The sequence below is a fragment of the Scatolibacter rhodanostii genome, from assembly GCF_900197595.1.
In the GTDB taxonomy this organism is placed as follows: domain Bacteria; phylum Bacillota; class Clostridia; order Oscillospirales; family Acutalibacteraceae; genus Scatolibacter; species Scatolibacter rhodanostii.
The window spans coordinates 657,974-673,334 of record NZ_FZLO01000001.1 but is presented as its reverse complement, the minus strand read 5'-3'; the positions used below and the strand labels follow the sequence as shown (position 1 = coordinate 673,334).

15 protein-coding genes are annotated in these 15,361 nt (G+C 37.4%); 11 read left to right on the top strand and 4 right to left on the bottom strand.

Annotated elements, in window-relative coordinates; genetic code table 11:
* Positions 1-188 precede the first annotated feature (188 nt).
* The 11 genes from CS931_RS02990 to CS931_RS02940 all read left to right on the top strand — a co-directional run bounded on the left by CS931_RS02990 (position 189) and on the right by CS931_RS02940 (position 11,383).
* Complete coding sequence (locus CS931_RS02990) at positions 189-2,819, top strand: ABC transporter ATP-binding protein/permease (protein WP_099204267.1); 2,631 nt, start codon at positions 189-191, stop codon at positions 2,817-2,819.
* 412 nt (positions 2,820-3,231) lie between these two features.
* The gene (locus CS931_RS02985; protein WP_099204266.1) at positions 3,232-3,918 is read left to right on the top strand and encodes a dTMP kinase; all 687 of its coding nucleotides are present in this window, start codon (positions 3,232-3,234) and stop codon (positions 3,916-3,918) included.
* Between the two features lie 3 nt (positions 3,919-3,921).
* Positions 3,922-4,464, top strand: coding sequence for a DJ-1 family glyoxalase III (locus CS931_RS02980; RefSeq protein WP_099204265.1), 543 nt, complete (start codon positions 3,922-3,924; stop codon positions 4,462-4,464).
* Positions 4,455-5,030, top strand: a complete 576-nt coding sequence (locus CS931_RS02975; RefSeq protein ID WP_099204264.1) for a 5-formyltetrahydrofolate cyclo-ligase — start codon at positions 4,455-4,457, stop codon at positions 5,028-5,030. The genes CS931_RS02980 and CS931_RS02975 overlap by 10 nt, the downstream gene beginning before the upstream one ends.
* Before the next feature lie 2 nt (positions 5,031-5,032).
* Complete coding sequence (gene mltG, locus CS931_RS02970; RefSeq protein ID WP_099204263.1) at positions 5,033-6,340, top strand: endolytic transglycosylase MltG; 1,308 nt, start codon at positions 5,033-5,035, stop codon at positions 6,338-6,340.
* A gap of 65 nt (positions 6,341-6,405) precedes the next feature.
* A complete protein-coding gene (locus CS931_RS02965) occupies positions 6,406-7,629 on the top strand; it encodes a peptidase U32 family protein (RefSeq protein ID WP_099204262.1) in 1,224 nt (407 codons plus the stop codon).
* Positions 7,630-7,809: 180 nt separating this feature from the next.
* A complete protein-coding gene (locus CS931_RS02960; RefSeq protein WP_099204261.1) occupies positions 7,810-8,325 on the top strand; it encodes an SH3 domain-containing protein in 516 nt (171 codons plus the stop codon).
* A gap of 450 nt (positions 8,326-8,775) precedes the next feature.
* Positions 8,776-9,159 (top strand): Fur family transcriptional regulator, encoded by a 384-nt coding sequence (locus CS931_RS02955; RefSeq protein WP_242964883.1) that lies wholly within the window; start codon positions 8,776-8,778, stop codon positions 9,157-9,159.
* 220 nt (positions 9,160-9,379) lie between these two features.
* Positions 9,380-10,507, top strand: coding sequence for a sodium ion-translocating decarboxylase subunit beta (locus CS931_RS02950; protein ID WP_099204259.1), 1,128 nt, complete (start codon positions 9,380-9,382; stop codon positions 10,505-10,507).
* A gap of 25 nt (positions 10,508-10,532) precedes the next feature.
* Positions 10,533-10,694, top strand: coding sequence for a hypothetical protein (locus CS931_RS02945; RefSeq protein WP_242964882.1), 162 nt, complete (start codon positions 10,533-10,535; stop codon positions 10,692-10,694).
* A gap of 140 nt (positions 10,695-10,834) precedes the next feature.
* Positions 10,835-11,383 (top strand): hypothetical protein, encoded by a 549-nt coding sequence (locus CS931_RS02940; protein ID WP_099204258.1) that lies wholly within the window; start codon positions 10,835-10,837, stop codon positions 11,381-11,383.
* 100 nt (positions 11,384-11,483) lie between these two features.
* On the opposite strand, the gene CS931_RS02935 is transcribed toward CS931_RS02940, so the two are convergent.
* The 4 genes from CS931_RS02935 to CS931_RS02920 form a co-directional block, all read right to left on the bottom strand.
* A complete protein-coding gene (locus CS931_RS02935; protein WP_099204586.1) occupies positions 11,484-11,858 on the bottom strand; it encodes a phage holin family protein in 375 nt (124 codons plus the stop codon).
* A 133-nt stretch (positions 11,859-11,991) separates the two neighbouring features.
* Complete coding sequence (locus CS931_RS02930) at positions 11,992-12,828, bottom strand: metal ABC transporter permease (RefSeq protein WP_200814928.1); 837 nt, start codon at positions 12,826-12,828, stop codon at positions 11,992-11,994.
* A complete protein-coding gene (locus tag CS931_RS02925) occupies positions 12,825-13,529 on the bottom strand; it encodes a metal ABC transporter ATP-binding protein (RefSeq protein WP_099204257.1) in 705 nt (234 codons plus the stop codon). Before CS931_RS02925 ends, CS931_RS02930 begins: the two co-directional genes overlap by 4 nt.
* Positions 13,530-15,086, bottom strand: a complete 1,557-nt coding sequence (locus CS931_RS02920) for a metal ABC transporter solute-binding protein, Zn/Mn family (RefSeq protein WP_099204256.1) — start codon at positions 15,084-15,086, stop codon at positions 13,530-13,532.
* Positions 15,087-15,361: the final 275 nt, after the last annotated feature.

Sequence of the window (15,361 nt, the reverse complement as noted above, 5' to 3'; positions counted from 1 at the left end):
TAGAGGACAACATAATAAATATTCAGTGATTAAGCAACAAAAAGGGGAATGCAAAGCTGTTTAAATGTTTGAAAATACAGTGAATCCAACAAAAAATAATAAATAAATTTATAAAACATTCATAGTGTCTTCATCAATGTGTGATAATCTTAATTCATAGATTTTATATAAGAGGAAGGATCCGGCAAATGCTCAAATTAGAAAATATTATCAAGGAATATGAAGCGGGCAATACAAAAGTTGAAGCACTCAAGGGTATTACGCTTACGTTTAGAGAAAGTGAATTTGTTTCTGTTTTAGGTCAGTCTGGTTGCGGAAAAACAACACTGCTCAACATTATCGGCGGACTCGATCGCTATACAAGCGGAGATCTTTTTATTAGTGGTGTTTCAACAAAAGAGTATAAAGACAAAGATTGGGATAATTACCGTAACCATTCAATTGGCTTTGTTTTTCAGAACTACAACTTAATTCCTCATCAAACCGTTTTAGCAAATGTGGAATTGGCGTTGACACTAGGTGGTATCTCGAAAGATGAACGCCGGAAGAGAGCAACAGAAGTTCTGCAAAAAGTAGGCTTGGGTGATCAACTCCATAAAAAGCCAAATCAAATGTCTGGGGGACAAATGCAAAGGGTGGCAATCGCCCGTGCCCTTGTCAACAACCCTGAAATTCTTTTGGCAGATGAACCAACAGGAGCACTTGATTCAGAAACAAGTGTTCAAATTATGGAATTGCTCAAGGAAATTGCAAAAGATCATCTCGTTATCATGGTTACACACAACCCAGAGCTGGCAGAGCAATATTCCACCAGAATTATTCGCCTTTTAGACGGTAATCTTTTGGATGATTCCAATCCGTACACAGAAAATGTAAAAAAAGAAAATGCATCGAAGAAACAGCGTAAAAAAGTCTCAATGTCATTTTTTACGGCTCTTTCACTCAGTCTAAATAACTTGATGACCAAAAAAGGACGAACCTTTTTAACGAGTTTTGCAGGTAGCATCGGCATTATCGGAATAGCTTTAATTTTGTCGTTATCAAGTGGAATGCAAGCCTATATTTCAAGCATTGAATCGGATACATTGTCCTCTTATCCGATTTCAATTGAGAGTCAGGCAACTGATTTGTCTGGTCTTGAAACCATGTTTCAAGAGATGATGGGAGAAGAGGAAAGAACAGACGACGGTAAAATCTACGCCAATGATTCCATGACTAGCATGATGAAATCTATGACAGCACAAGTCACAAAGAATGATTTAAAGCAGTTTAAATCTTATTTTGAAAGTGAAGATGGACGTGAAATGAAAGAGCTCACATCTTCAGTAAAATATGGATATCCCATTGACCTTCAATTGTTTCGAGCTGATACTTCTGATGGACTTTTACAAGTGAATCCAAGTCAGGTATTAGAAGATATCGGCTTTGGCAATGCTAGTGCTAGTGCTGGTGCAGGTAGCGATATGCGTTCGCTTTTTGGCACCGAGTCATGGCAAGAACTGTTAGGGAATCAAGAACTGTTAGAATCTCAATATGACATACTGCAAGGCCAGTGGCCGACGAGCAAGAATGAAGTGGTATTCATGGTAGATGAGAACAATAAAGTTTCTGATATGCTTCTTTATTCTCTCGATTTGCTCGATTCTTCTGAATTAGAAGACATGATGGACAAATTGAAAAAAGGTGAAAAGATAGAAGAAAGTGATAAATCAGAGGTCTCTTCTTTTACCATGAACGAAATTCTTGATTTAGAATTTAAATTGATTCAAAATACCGACCGATACGAAAAAGTAAATGGAATGTGGATTGATCAAAGTGACAATACAATTCGAATGAAAGAAATAGTCGATAACGGGTTGCCGATTAAAATCAGTGGTATTATCAGACCAAAAGAAAATTCGAATTTGCCTCAAAATACAGGATTTATCGGTTATACCAATGAGCTGACTCAGTATATTATTGACGAAACTAACGAATCTGAAATTGTTAAAGAGCAAAAAGCGAATCCAGATACAGATGTGTTTACCGGCAAAGCTTTTCAAACAGAAGAAAAGCCTCTTACAATGGACGAAATTAATGCGTATATAGCCACTATGCCGCAAGAAGAACAGGCTCAAACTACACAAATGCTGCAGGGAATGGCAGAAGAAGAGATTATAGCGTTATTCACGCAGCAAATGAGTAATCAAAACAAGGCGACCTATGACGGTAACATGAAAATTCTTCAGGTTGCTGACCTCGAGAGTCCAAGTATGATTCAACTTTATCTAAAAGATTTTGAATCGAAAGAGTTGATGAAAACAGAGATTCAAGATTATAATACTAAGCAAAAAGAGGCCGGCCGAGAAGAATATATGATTGCTTATACCGATATTGTGGGTATGATGATGTCGTCGGTAAGCTCAATTATCAATATCATCACCTATGTTTTGATTGCATTTGTGGCAATCTCACTGGTTGTTTCTTCCATTATGATTGGAATTATCACCTATATTTCTGTTTTAGAGAGAACAAAAGAAATTGGTATTCTCCGTTCAATCGGTGCATCAAAACGAGATATTTCCCGTGTGTTTAATGCAGAAACATTAATTGTAGGTTTGGTTTCGGGATTGCTCGGTATTGGAACAACATTGCTGCTCAATATCCCCATTAATGCTATCATTCAGAATATTACAGGAATTGCAACGATTGCTTCACTACCGTTTTACGGAGGAGTGGGATTGATTCTGATTAGCATCTTTCTGACAGTATTAGCAGGGCTATTCCCCTCAAAAGTAGCAGCCAAAAAAGATCCGGTTATCGCGCTTAGAAGCGAATAAATTAAGATAGCTTTTATCACTGAAATAGAGTAAGAAGCGGTTGCAGACGAATTTTGCAATCGCTTTTTACTTTGTAACAGTTTAGCAATAAAAATCATTAGAATGTAGAATAGGCAAATACAAAAGCCTAAGAGCATTTCTATACGAATAAAAACAAGCATTTTGTTTTTTTGAATTATCTCTTTTAACTTGAATAAAAATCTGCTATAATAAAAATCAAAATGAAAAGAATTGAAAATGTAAAGCCTCTAGGGAGTATTGCCCTTGTTTTTGATTGCACACAAAAATTGTACAAGTACTCACGGTTGCTCTTGAGCTGAAAAAGAGCCAAACAGCTAGCTGTCATTTTAATTTATTTGTTTGGCAGATTGAAGAACGAAGATAGATTGAAAGCGGAAGGTAAAAGGAAGAAATGTTACAAAACGGAAAACTGGTTGTCATTGAAGGACTAGATGGCAGCGGTAAAGGTACGCAAACTGAAATGCTGGTTGAGAGTCTTTTGCAAGATAAAATAGCTGTCCGAAAGATTTCTTTTCCCAATTACAGCTCACCTAGCTCATCGTTGGTAAAAATGTATCTGGCCGGTGAGTTTGGTCAGTCAGCATCGAGTGTGAATCCATATGCGGCAAGTGCTTTTTATGCAGTTGATCGTTTTGCGAGCTTTCACACAGATTGGAAACAAAATTATGAATCAGATGCTTTGGTGATTGCTGATCGATATGTGACTTCTAATATGATTTATCAGTTAGGCAAGCTGCCTACAAACAAGTGGGACGAGTATATTGATTGGTTAGAGGATTTTGAATATAATAAAATGGAATTGCCAAAACCTGATATGGTCATTTTTTTGGATATGCCAATTTCGGTTTCACAAAAATTGATGTCAGGTCGATATCAGGGAGACGAATCTCGCAAGGATATTCATGAAAGAGACTTGAACTTTTTGGAGGAATCCGCAGTAAGTGCTCGCTATGCGGCTCAAAAATTAAATTGGCAGGTAATTCACTGTGCTGATGATAATGTGCCAAAGAGTATAGAATCCATTCACAAAGAAATTAAATCTAAAATCTTGACAATGTTTGAAAAGATAGGAGAATAGTATATGGTATATGTATTTTTAGCCAATGGCTTTGAAGAAATTGAAGCGCTGGCAGCCGTAGATGTTCTGCGCCGTGTCGGTATTCCTACACAAACAGTGGGGATTGGCAGCCGTGTGATTTACGGTTCACATGATATTCCGGTGACAACCGATATTGATGAAACTCAGGTTCATTTAAATGAAAGTATACAAGCCGTTATTTTGCCGGGTGGGATGCCGGGCACTAAAAATCTAGAGAATTCGCCAGTAGTGCAGTCTGCGATAGCCTATTGTGTCGAAAACCAAGTTTTATTGGCGGCTATCTGTGCAGCTCCTTCGATTTTAGGCCATCTAGGATTATTAAAAGGCAAGCAAGCAACAGCACATCCTGATTTTCAAAAAGACTTGAAGGGTGCTTTGCTGTCAGAGGAATCTGTTTGTCGCGACGGACAGATTATTACAGCAAAAGGTATGGGTGTTTCTCTTGACTTTGGACTAAAGATTCTAGAAGCACTCACAACATTAAAAACGGCAGATAGAATCAGGGAGAGCGTTCAATGTCCGTAAGTGAACAGAAGGTAGAACTGCGAAAAATTCTGCGGGCAAAGCGAAAAAACATAGAGTTTAAGCTTGAAAAAGATAGAGCTATCGCTAAAGCCTTTACAGAATTGCCTGCCTATCAAAATGCAGAGCAGATTTTTCTTTATATGAGTAAACAAGAAGAAGTAGACACAGAATGGATATGGAACTGCGCAATGAAAGACGGAAAAGAAGTCTTAAGCCCTTATTGTCCGCCCAATAGTGCTGAGATGCAGTTCTATTTGGTTACAGATAAATCTAAACTGGTGAAAAGCGAGTTTGGCGTTTTGGAACCGAACCCAGCACAAGCGGAACAAAAACCAGTAAAAGAGACATCTATTTGTATTGTGCCAGGTCTCTCTTTCACCGAAGAAGGTTTTCGATTGGGCTATGGCAAAGGATATTATGACCGCTTTTTAGCGTTACACAAGATTTTTTCAATTGGTTTTTGCTATGATGAGCTGTTATCAGATTCTCTGCCTGTTAATACATTTGATCAAAGAGTTAACATGGTTTTGACTGATAAAAAAGTGATGACTGTGAAAGGATTATAAATATGAATGAGAATCAGGGTAACACAGGTCCCAATTCGGGTAGATATCTAGAAAATGCACCCAAAAGACCGACAACTGAAAATTTCAAGTTAAATCTAACAGACGAGCAAATGGCGACCGGCCCTATGCGTGCAATTCACTCTTCAGACAATGGACCAATGCCCATACAGCAATCCTATGGTCGTCAACATTATTCTGAAGCAGAAAAGAAGCAAGAGAAAAAGGCACATAAAAAAAGAAATAAGATTAAAGCTGGTAAGAACAAAAGAGTATTTTCTTTTGTTTGGCTTATTATGGTCATTTTACTTTCCTTGAGTTTAGGAGGGTATTTATCTGACGGTGCCTATGATTTTTTAGCAAAAAACAGGCAGCAAGAAAATTTTGTGGATATTGAAATTCCTGAAAATGTTACTGTTGATCAGCTTGCTACTCTTTTACAAGAAAAAGGCGCTATCGATGAAGAAGAATTTTTCCAATTGTATTTTAAAATTACAGCATCAGATGATCTTGAGTATGTGCGAGCAGGCACGCATAAACTCAAAACAAATATGGATTATCAAGAAATTATTGATAATTTAATATCTGGTGAAGAAGCAGCCGTAGCGACTATTACTATTGTAGAAGGCAGCAATGTTACAGATATAGCAAATCTATTGGAAGAAAATAATGTCTGTTCAGCACAAGACTTTTTGGATGAAGTTAAGTTAGCAAAATATCAATCTGACACCTATCCTGAGATACGTAAAATTAACAATTTAGCAGATCGTTATTATTTGCTGGAAGGTTACTTGTATCCAGATACCTATTTCTTATACGAAAAATCCGATCCAAGTGATGTAGTGCAAAAACTTTTAGGAAATTATTCGGAAAAGATTAAATTTTTAAATTCTAAGATAGAAGAGTCTGGATATACGCTTGATGAAGTGATGAGATTAGCATCTATCATTCAACGTGAAGCGGCAAATGTCGATGATATGTATAAAGTATCTGCGGTTCTTCATAATCGATTGAATTTTGGTGCGGATTATGACATTTATACGTTAGATTGTGATTCGACAACTTTTTATCCTTACCATACAAAAGCAGATGCACCAGAGGGATATACAAGTAGTTATAACACCTATGAGGTTCAAGGCTTGCCGGCAGGACCAATTTGTAATCCGGGTACAGATGCAATAAAAGCAGCGCTGATGCCAAACGAAGAATATGGAAGTTATCTGTATTTCTGTCATAGTGCAGAAGGTGAAGCCTTCTATGCACAGACCGCTGAAGAGCATCAAGTCAATTTAGAGTTAGCAGGGTTGCTATAAGCGAAAAAACAAAAAGCACTCTTTGCGAGGCAGAGGGTGCTTTTGCAATAGAAAGGGAACAAGGAATGGACTTATTAAAGAGACCGGAGGTATTATCTCCGGTAGGGGACATGGAAAGACTTCATGCTGCAATTGCATATGGAGCAGACGCTGTTTATTTGGCAGGAAAAATGTTTGGTATGCGAGCAGCACCAACGAATTTTACAGAAGAAGAGTTGCATGAAGCGGTTAAAATTGCTCATGCCAATCATGTAAGAGTATATGTTACTTGTAATACAGTGCCGCATAATGATGAAATGCAGTTTTTGCCAGCCTATCTAGCAATGATAGAATCATCAGGTGCAGATGCAGTCATTGTTTCCGATTTAGGCGTCATGTCGATGGCTAAGAAATATGCGCCCAGCGTAGAAATTCATATTTCTACGCAAGCTGGTGTAACGAATTATCACACCGCACAGGTGCTATACGATATGGGTGCTAAGCGAGTGGTGTTAGCACGCGAAGTGCCTTTAAAAGAAATTGCAGATATTAGAAGACATGTGCCAGAGGATTTAGATATCGAAACCTTTGTACATGGAGCGATGTGTATGTCGTTCTCAGGAAGATGCTTAATTTCAAATTATTTGAATGGTCGCGATGCCAATCGGGGTGCTTGTTCTCAACCGTGCCGTTGGGAATATTATGTAACTGAAAAACAGCGTCCGAATCAGCATTTTACCCTGCAAGAAGACGAGCGGGGTACGTTTATGTTCAATTCAAAAGACATGTGTTTAATTGAACATATTCCCGAACTAATTGCCGCAGGAATTACAAGTCTGAAAATTGAAGGACGGGCTAAATCTGCTTACTATGTAGCTTCGGTTACTTCTGCTTATCGGCGTGCGGTAGATTTCTTTATGAAAAACCCAACAGGCAAATTGCCTGAAAATATCTTGTTAGAAACAGAAAAAATCAGCCATCGAGAGTATTCTAAGGGTTTTTATTTTAATGAAGAGCCCGGGCAAACAACAGAAAGCGGAGGCTATATTCGAGACTATGATGTAGTGGCTGTTTGTGAAGGAGAAGAAGATGGATTCATTAAACTCAAACAGCGTAATAAGTTCTTAAAAGGAGTTGAAGCTGATGTGTTACAGCCTCATACAGAACCTTTTACGGTGTTACTGGACGAGATTTATGATGAATGGAAAAATCCAATTGAGGCGGCACCTCATGCAGAGATGACGGTCTTTCTAAAGACAGAACAGCACATAGCAAAAGGGGCCTATTTGCGAATAAGACGTACCTCATAAATCGCCATTTGGCTATAAAATTTTTATTCTTATTGCCGCTTTTTTGTCGGATAAAAGGCGAAGTATTGGCTTAGTCAAGATTAAAACTTTATTTTTAGTTGAAATGTATATAGACTTATGGAATCATCAATACTATAATAAAATATAAGAATAATAAAATTCATCCAAGGAGGCTGTACTATGAAAAAACAGGCAATTCTACTCACACTGGTGACCCTCTTATTTTTAACTGGCTGCCGATCATCTGAAGAAAAAAGCTCCTCAGTTCCTCCCGTTTCGGATGTTTCTCAATCTTCAACTGCAGAAATAGTGGAGGAAAAAATAAAAATTGGGCAAGTTAAAAATACAGATGTAGGCTTGAACCTGCGCAAAGAAGCCTCAGCTGATGCAGAAGTTTTAGCAGTTGCTCCCGATGATACCTATTTCATCTTAGCTTCTGATGAAAAAGTAGAAGATTGGTATAAAGTAAAATACAAGGACACCAGTGCCTTTGTCTCTGCTGAATTTCTTGAAATAAAAGAAGTTACAGCGGCTGAAGCGGCCGTCTTAATTAGCGGAAAAGAAAAAGCTCCCGAGACAATTAGCGAAAGTCCGACACAAGAGCCTACCAGTTCAGAAATCACATCTTCTAAAGCAAATTCAGAAGAAAATCCGGAAACTTCTAATCTTGAATCTAAACCGAATGATGGAGAATGAACAGAATCATAGTAAGCTTACACACATCCTCATAGAAACATCAAAACTTATCCCTGCTTTCACAAGGGGATAAGTTTTATTGTCTAAGATAATATAAAAGTGGTTAGATGAATAATGAATGAATATATATGTAAAGTTATAAGATCAATAAAATAACATTGATTTCTATTATTATATAGTTTACTTTTAAATATTCATGTGATATAATAACTTAACAATAGAGGTAAAAGCAGAAATTTGAGCGTTTAATAAAATATTTATGCATGATTAAAACAAAATGATGTGTAAATATTTTCTTTAGTTTGTGCTGCAAAATATCTGCTCTTAGACAAATATACCGAAGCGGCTGATTTTATACAGACTAAAGGTATGCAATCAGAGATTATTTTAGATTGGTAGTGAATTGAACAAATGGAAAGTATGAGAAAAGAAAATTTCAGCAGAAAGAGGATGGCGATTTTAAAGCTTATCCAATCTACAGAATCACACCCCACAGCTGATTGGATTTATGCGAAATTGAAGCCTAAATATCCTGATTTGAGTTTAGGAACAGTATATCGCAACTTAAAAAAATTCTGTGAATGCGGCAAAATCAAGAGTATAGGGGTTATCAATGGTCAAGAACACTTTGATGCCAATATTTACAAGCATGCACACTTTATTTGTGAAGAATGCGGAATAGTGGAAGATATTGATAGTTCTTTTTTCTCAAAAGAAGATTTATCGGATGTATCAGATAAATATGGAATTGATATTAGGACGGCAGATATTGTTTTCAATGGCAGCTGTAAAAAATGTCTAGCAAAGGGAACACATTCTGACAAAACAGCCTAAGTTTTTTAGATTTGGATAGGTGCGGATATATTCTTTTTTAAAAAACAGGAAAATTATTGACAGTTTACGGCAATTATGATAGAATTTTTTAGATGTTAAATGTAGGAGTTTTGTTTTTAGATTCACAGCCTTCATGCGTACGTTATGGCTGTGAATTTCTGTGTTATCTATAAAAACACAAAACTCACTTGAGATGCGGATAAAATGGAGGAAAAAAGAAATGGAATTTTTGTGGGAAGGCGTAGCCGCCATAACAGCAAAACAAGTTGTTATGTATGTGATTGGAGGCTTGCTGATTTGGCTTGCCATTAAGAAGGATTATGAGCCTGCTTTACTTTTACCAATGGGCTTTGGTGCTATCTTAGTGAATTTGCCAATGTCTGGAGCGTTAAATCAGACTGTAACTGGTGTGGGAGAAGTAAAAGGTATTGTTCAGTGGCTTTTTGAAGTGGGTATTGAAGCTTCAGAAGCTATGCCGCTTTTACTCTTTATTGGCATTGGTGCGATGATTGACTTTGGACCTTTGCTTTCAAATCCTAAAATGTTCTTATTTGGTGCCGCAGCACAGTTTGGTATATTCGTAACGATTGTTTTAGCAACGTTGCTCGGCTTTGATTTAAGAGATGCCGCTTCAATTGGTATTATTGGTGCTGCAGATGGCCCAACCTCAATATTGGTTTCACAGGCTCTTAAATCTAGTTACATCGGCCCGATTGCGGTGGCAGCTTATTCGTATATGGCGCTTGTGCCTATCATACAACCGCTTGCTATTAAGTTGGTTACAACTAAGAAAGAAAGACAAATTCGCATGTCTTATCGTCCTGCTAGTGTGACAAAAACAACTAGAATTTTGTTCCCAATCATTGCAACAATGATTGCTGGTTTAATTGCACCTGCTTCTGTTTCTTTGGTTGGTTTCCTGATGTTCGGTAATTTAATCCGTGAATGCGGTGTATTGGCTCGTTTATCTGAAACTGCACAAAATACACTTGCCAATTTGATTACACTTCTTTTAGGACTTACCATTTCTTTCTCTATGATAGCAGAGAAATTTGTAAGCGTTGAAACTCTATTGATTATGGGTCTGGGCTTATTTGCGTTTGTATTTGACTCTATTGGTGGCGTTCTGTTTGCAAAATTGATGAACTTGTTCTTGAAAGAAAAAGTAAATCCAATGGTTGGTGCAGCGGGTATCTCCGCTTTCCCAATGTCTGCCAGAGTAATTGAAAAAATGGGTATTGCAGAAGACAATCAAAACCATCTTCTGATGCATGCTGTCGGCGCAAACGTTTCAGGTCAAGTTGCATCAGCACTTGCTGGTGGAATTGTACTGAGATTCTTCATGTAAAATAAGTTCTGAAAGGATGATTAAAATGCCGTTGAATCTTTTGTTTTTAGCGATTAATATGGAAAACTTGATGGCTGCTCTTGCTATAATGGGCAAGGGTATGCTAGGAATATTTGTAGTAATTGGGTTACTTGCTGTAATTGTTTATATTCTCACTAAATTTGGGAATCGCAAGAAGAAAGCTTGATTTTATGCAAAATAGGAGAGCAGTCGATTTGACTGCTCTCTTTTTCTATGGAATCTTGACAGTTTTAGGATAGTATGCTATATTTTTAATAAGAATAAATTGGCTGTAAGGATTTTTTTATTTGAAAGTGAGGCTCTTTTATGAGTGAACAGGATAGTGTAAAATTCGCAAAAGGATTTGGATATAAAACTTCTGATGTGGACAGTTGGATTGATAAACTCTTTGAAGAAAAAATGGATCTTGAATCACAGCTAGACAAGCTCAAAAAAGAACTTCGCACGTTGAAGGAACAAAAAGAAGAAGTTGAAAAGAAATATTCAGAGCTGCAAACTGAGCAGAATAAAATTAAATTATTAGAAACAAAAAGAGTAGATGATTTTGCTGAGCTTATGGATAATGGTAAAAAAATTGTCAATCAGATGATAGAAGAAGCGAAGCAAGAAGCGGCTGAAACGATATATGATTCTAAGAAAGTGCTAGACGAAGCAAAAGAAGAGGCGTCTCAGATTAAAAGCCGTTCTATTCACGATGTGAAAAGTATATCGGCTTTGCTTGCCGAAATAGCAAAAGCATCGGCAAAGTCAAAGGAGCAGGTAGTTTCTTTGTATAATCAAATCGATAACCACTACAATGGTTTTATTGAAGAAATGCAAAAAAAAGCAGCTGAAATTTTCCCCAAAGAAAATTAATTTATTGATGATTTTAGACTATTTAAGTTCTAAGAGCAAGAAAACAGTATAAAAAAAGGAGTTGCCGAATTGGTAGCTCCTTTTTTGTGACAAGCTAAGATTACTTCTCAAAAACTTGATTAGGAAAGAAAGCATCGACAATTCCTACGACAAGTGCGCCGATGAGGGCACCCCAAATGTTGACATGCATGTTTGGTACCACAAATTGTGCAAGGTAAAGTATAACTGCCGAAATTAAAAAGCCTTTAATTCCGTTGCCAAAGGGAGTAGCGTTTATGCCCATTAGCTTTTCAACAAGGTAGTCAAGAAGACTAATAATAACAGCAGCTAACAGATATGACCACAATCCGTTAATGGAAAAGCCAGGAGTAAGGAAAGAAACAATTGCTAAAATAATTGCTATAATAATCATTCTCCCAATCCAGCGAAGTAAGGAACCTCCGACAGATTGATTTTTATCGTTATTGTCATTCATAGAAAATCCGCCCTTCTGTTTTATAGAGTATAGGGTTTCCACTATTTTTTCAAATATACTCATTTTGCGCAAAAAAACAGCAGAATCCTTTTGAAAAGGAGACTGCTGTTTAGTATGGCTAATTTTAAGACAATTATACTGCTTTTTTTTCTTTTATAAATTGGATCAGCCAAAAGAAAATAAAAACAAGGATATTGGCAACAACGACGCTAGCCCCTGTAGGCGTTGCGTATAGATAAGAAGCTGTTATACCTACGCTGAAACAAAGAAGAGAAATGATAGCAGAAGAAATTGTGACAGATTTAAATGTCTTGCAAAGCCGCATGGATGTGAGTGCGGGAAAAATTATAAGACTGGAAATCAACAATGCGCCCATCATTCTCATGCCCAAGACAATAGTGATAGCAGTTAAAAAAGCAATCATCATGTTATAAATGGTAGTATGAGTGCCAGTTGCCCGTGCAAATGTTTCGTCAAAGGTTACAGCAAAAATTTTGTTGTAAAAGAAAATAAAAAGAATTAAAACCACAATTGAAAGAATGACAGAAAGAACTACATCGCTGTCGCTCATAGAGAGAATACTACCAAACATGTAATTATAAACATCTGTGTTCATGCCAGTCGTCAACGAAATAGAAATGACGCCAATGGCTAGAGAGGCAGTGGAAATAAGCGCAATGGCGGCATCTCCCTTGATTTTGCTGTTTTCACTAATCCTTAGCAGCAAAAAAGCGGCTAAGATAACAACTGGTAACGATACTGTCATGGGTGCTGCATTCAGAGCAGTTGCAACAGCCATAGCACCAAAGCCAACATGAGAAAGGCCGTCGCCAATCATTGAATATCGTTTAAGTACCAAGCTTACGCCGAGAAGAGAAGCGCATAAAGACACCAACAGGCCGACAATAATCGCTTTAGCCATAAAACCATAGGAGAACATTTCCATAAATTTTGCTATGAAATCACTCATCTAGAAACCTCCCAAAAGCGATTTACTTCATCAGACTGCTTGTAGTCGTCGGTAGTGCCAAAAAACAGTTGTTGCTTTTTTAATTGCAAGATATGACTTGAATATTTTAGAGAGCTCTCTATGTCATGAGAAACCATAATAATGGTTAAGCCGGTTTCTTTATTAATATGTTCAATCTGATTGTATAACTCAACGGTCACCATAGGGTCTAAACCAGCAGTAGGTTCATCTAGTAGAAGAAGCTTTTTGGTTGCACAAAGCGCTCGAGCAAGCAGTACACGTTGTTGCTGCCCACCTGAAAGTTCACGGTAGCAGCGGTTACGCAGATTATCAATGCCTAAAAGAGCAATGTTTTTTTCGACAATCTGCTTGTCCTCTTTTGTATAGAACGGGCGAATCCCCCTTGTGCTAAGTCTGCCCGAAATGACAATTTCATAGGCACTTGCAGGAAAATCTTTCTGTGCAGCTGTTTGTTGGGGAAGATAACCGATTTCATTGGATTTTAGATTTTCATCCATTGAGATTTTACCTTTACTAGGTGATTTTAACCCCAATAATCCTTTGATTAACGTGCTTTTGCCAGAACCATTTTCGCCGACGACGCAAAGATAATCTCCTGAATCAACTGAAAAATTCAACTCTTCTACAACGGTATTTCCTTCATAAGCGAAAGAAACGTCCCTACAGGTGATAAGCGGCATTTATTTAAGAGCCTCCTTTAAATTAAGAACATTTTGTTGCATTAAATCAAGATAAGTGACACCAGATTCAAATTCATCTTTTGTTAAATTGTGTACGGAGTGGAAAAGCTTTTTGGTGGCGCCGGTTTCGGCAGCAATGGTATTTGCCATCTTTTCATTGGAAAGTTCAATATAAAAGACTACCGGAATTTCTTCGGATTTTACCTTGTCAATTAAGAAGGCGATGGTTTGAGCATTGGCTTCTGTTTCGGTTGAACAGCCAGGAAATGCTGCAAAATAATCGAGCCCATATTCATCCACAAAATAGCGGAAGGGAAATCTGTCGCCGAAAATTAAGGTTTTTCGTTTGCCGTTTTTCACAACTTCACGGAAATCCTGGTCTAAGGCATCAAGCTTGGTAATGTAGTCAGTGGTATTCTTTTTGTAAGTTTCAGCATGAGCCTCATCAATTTTACTGAGCGTGTCTGATATGGCTTGTGTAATTATTTTTGCGTTGACAGGTGATGTCCAAACATGTTCATCATATTCATGCTCTTCATGAGAATGACCGTGTTCACTAAGGGCTTCTTCTACTTCTTCGGCAGAAGAAGCCGCTGGAAAATAAGTCGGTGACCAATTTTCAATGGAAGTCAGAGATTCAAAGCTATCATCACCATAACGGAAGTGAAAATGAGCTACCTGTTCGTGTTCTTCTTCTGTGTGATCATCATCATCGGCATGGTCATGTTCGTCAGGCCCAATATTGTGATCAGAAAATGCGATATATTTGGGAGAGGTATCAGCTGTTGTTTCAAAGCCATACCAAACTGAACTTCCATGATCGGTTTTAACGAGCTTATATCCCATATACTGATATTCTGCCTTACTGTCATCCAGTAAAACTGTGTTATCAGCAATAATTAAAGAAGTATAATCTGATTTCCATTTTTCAGCAATATCTGATTTTTGAGTTTCAGCGTCTGTTTCATTTTCTTCAGCTTCATGCTCAATATATTCATTTAAATCGCCGTTGGCAAGATTGGCTTCAACAGTAGTCCAGTTGCCGTTCCAATTGCTTAGTGGACGGTCTTCTATCTCATCAGGTTGAATTTCTTCAGAAGCATGCTCGTGTTCATCGGTCATGCCTTCTTTAACTTCTTCTTCCACTGTGTCAACTAAATTCATCATAGAGATAATAGTCATTTTAGAAGTGTCTAAGGACTCCAAAATACCAGTTACCCAAGTATCAGAATCACCGCCAACGTAAATGAAAACATCTGCATTTTGAATGTTGATAATATCTTGTGGAGTAGGCTCAAACGAATGACTTTCTGCTGCAGGTGGTAAGAGCATTCTTAAGTTTACATTATCACCGGCTATCTGGCGTACAAAGTCATAGGGAGGAAAAATTGTTGTAACAACAGAAACGGGGCTTTCTTTATCCGAAGTTGTTTCTTGAGAAAGCGAATTACTTTCTAATTTAGATGAGGTCATCGAGGATGGATTTGAATTGCTGCAAGCAGCCAAAGACATGGCTAGTACAGCAGATAGGCATAATGCCAATATTTTTTTTATCATAAAATGGAAGCCTCCATATTTTTAATTAGGATGAGAGAATATAAATGGTGAAAGTTAGATAGGCTTAATTGTCTAAACGATTTTTAAGAGATATAGGATTTGGCACTTGCAAAAGAAAAGAAAATAGAAGAATTATCTTTAATATACTAAAGATGAGAAAACAATTAACCGCAAGAGTAGAGGAAATAGAAACAGTTCTCTCTGTTTTGTGAAGTTGAGAGCACACCGTACAGTGTGTTAAATCTTCATGATGATGAAAGGCCGTAAGGAATGTA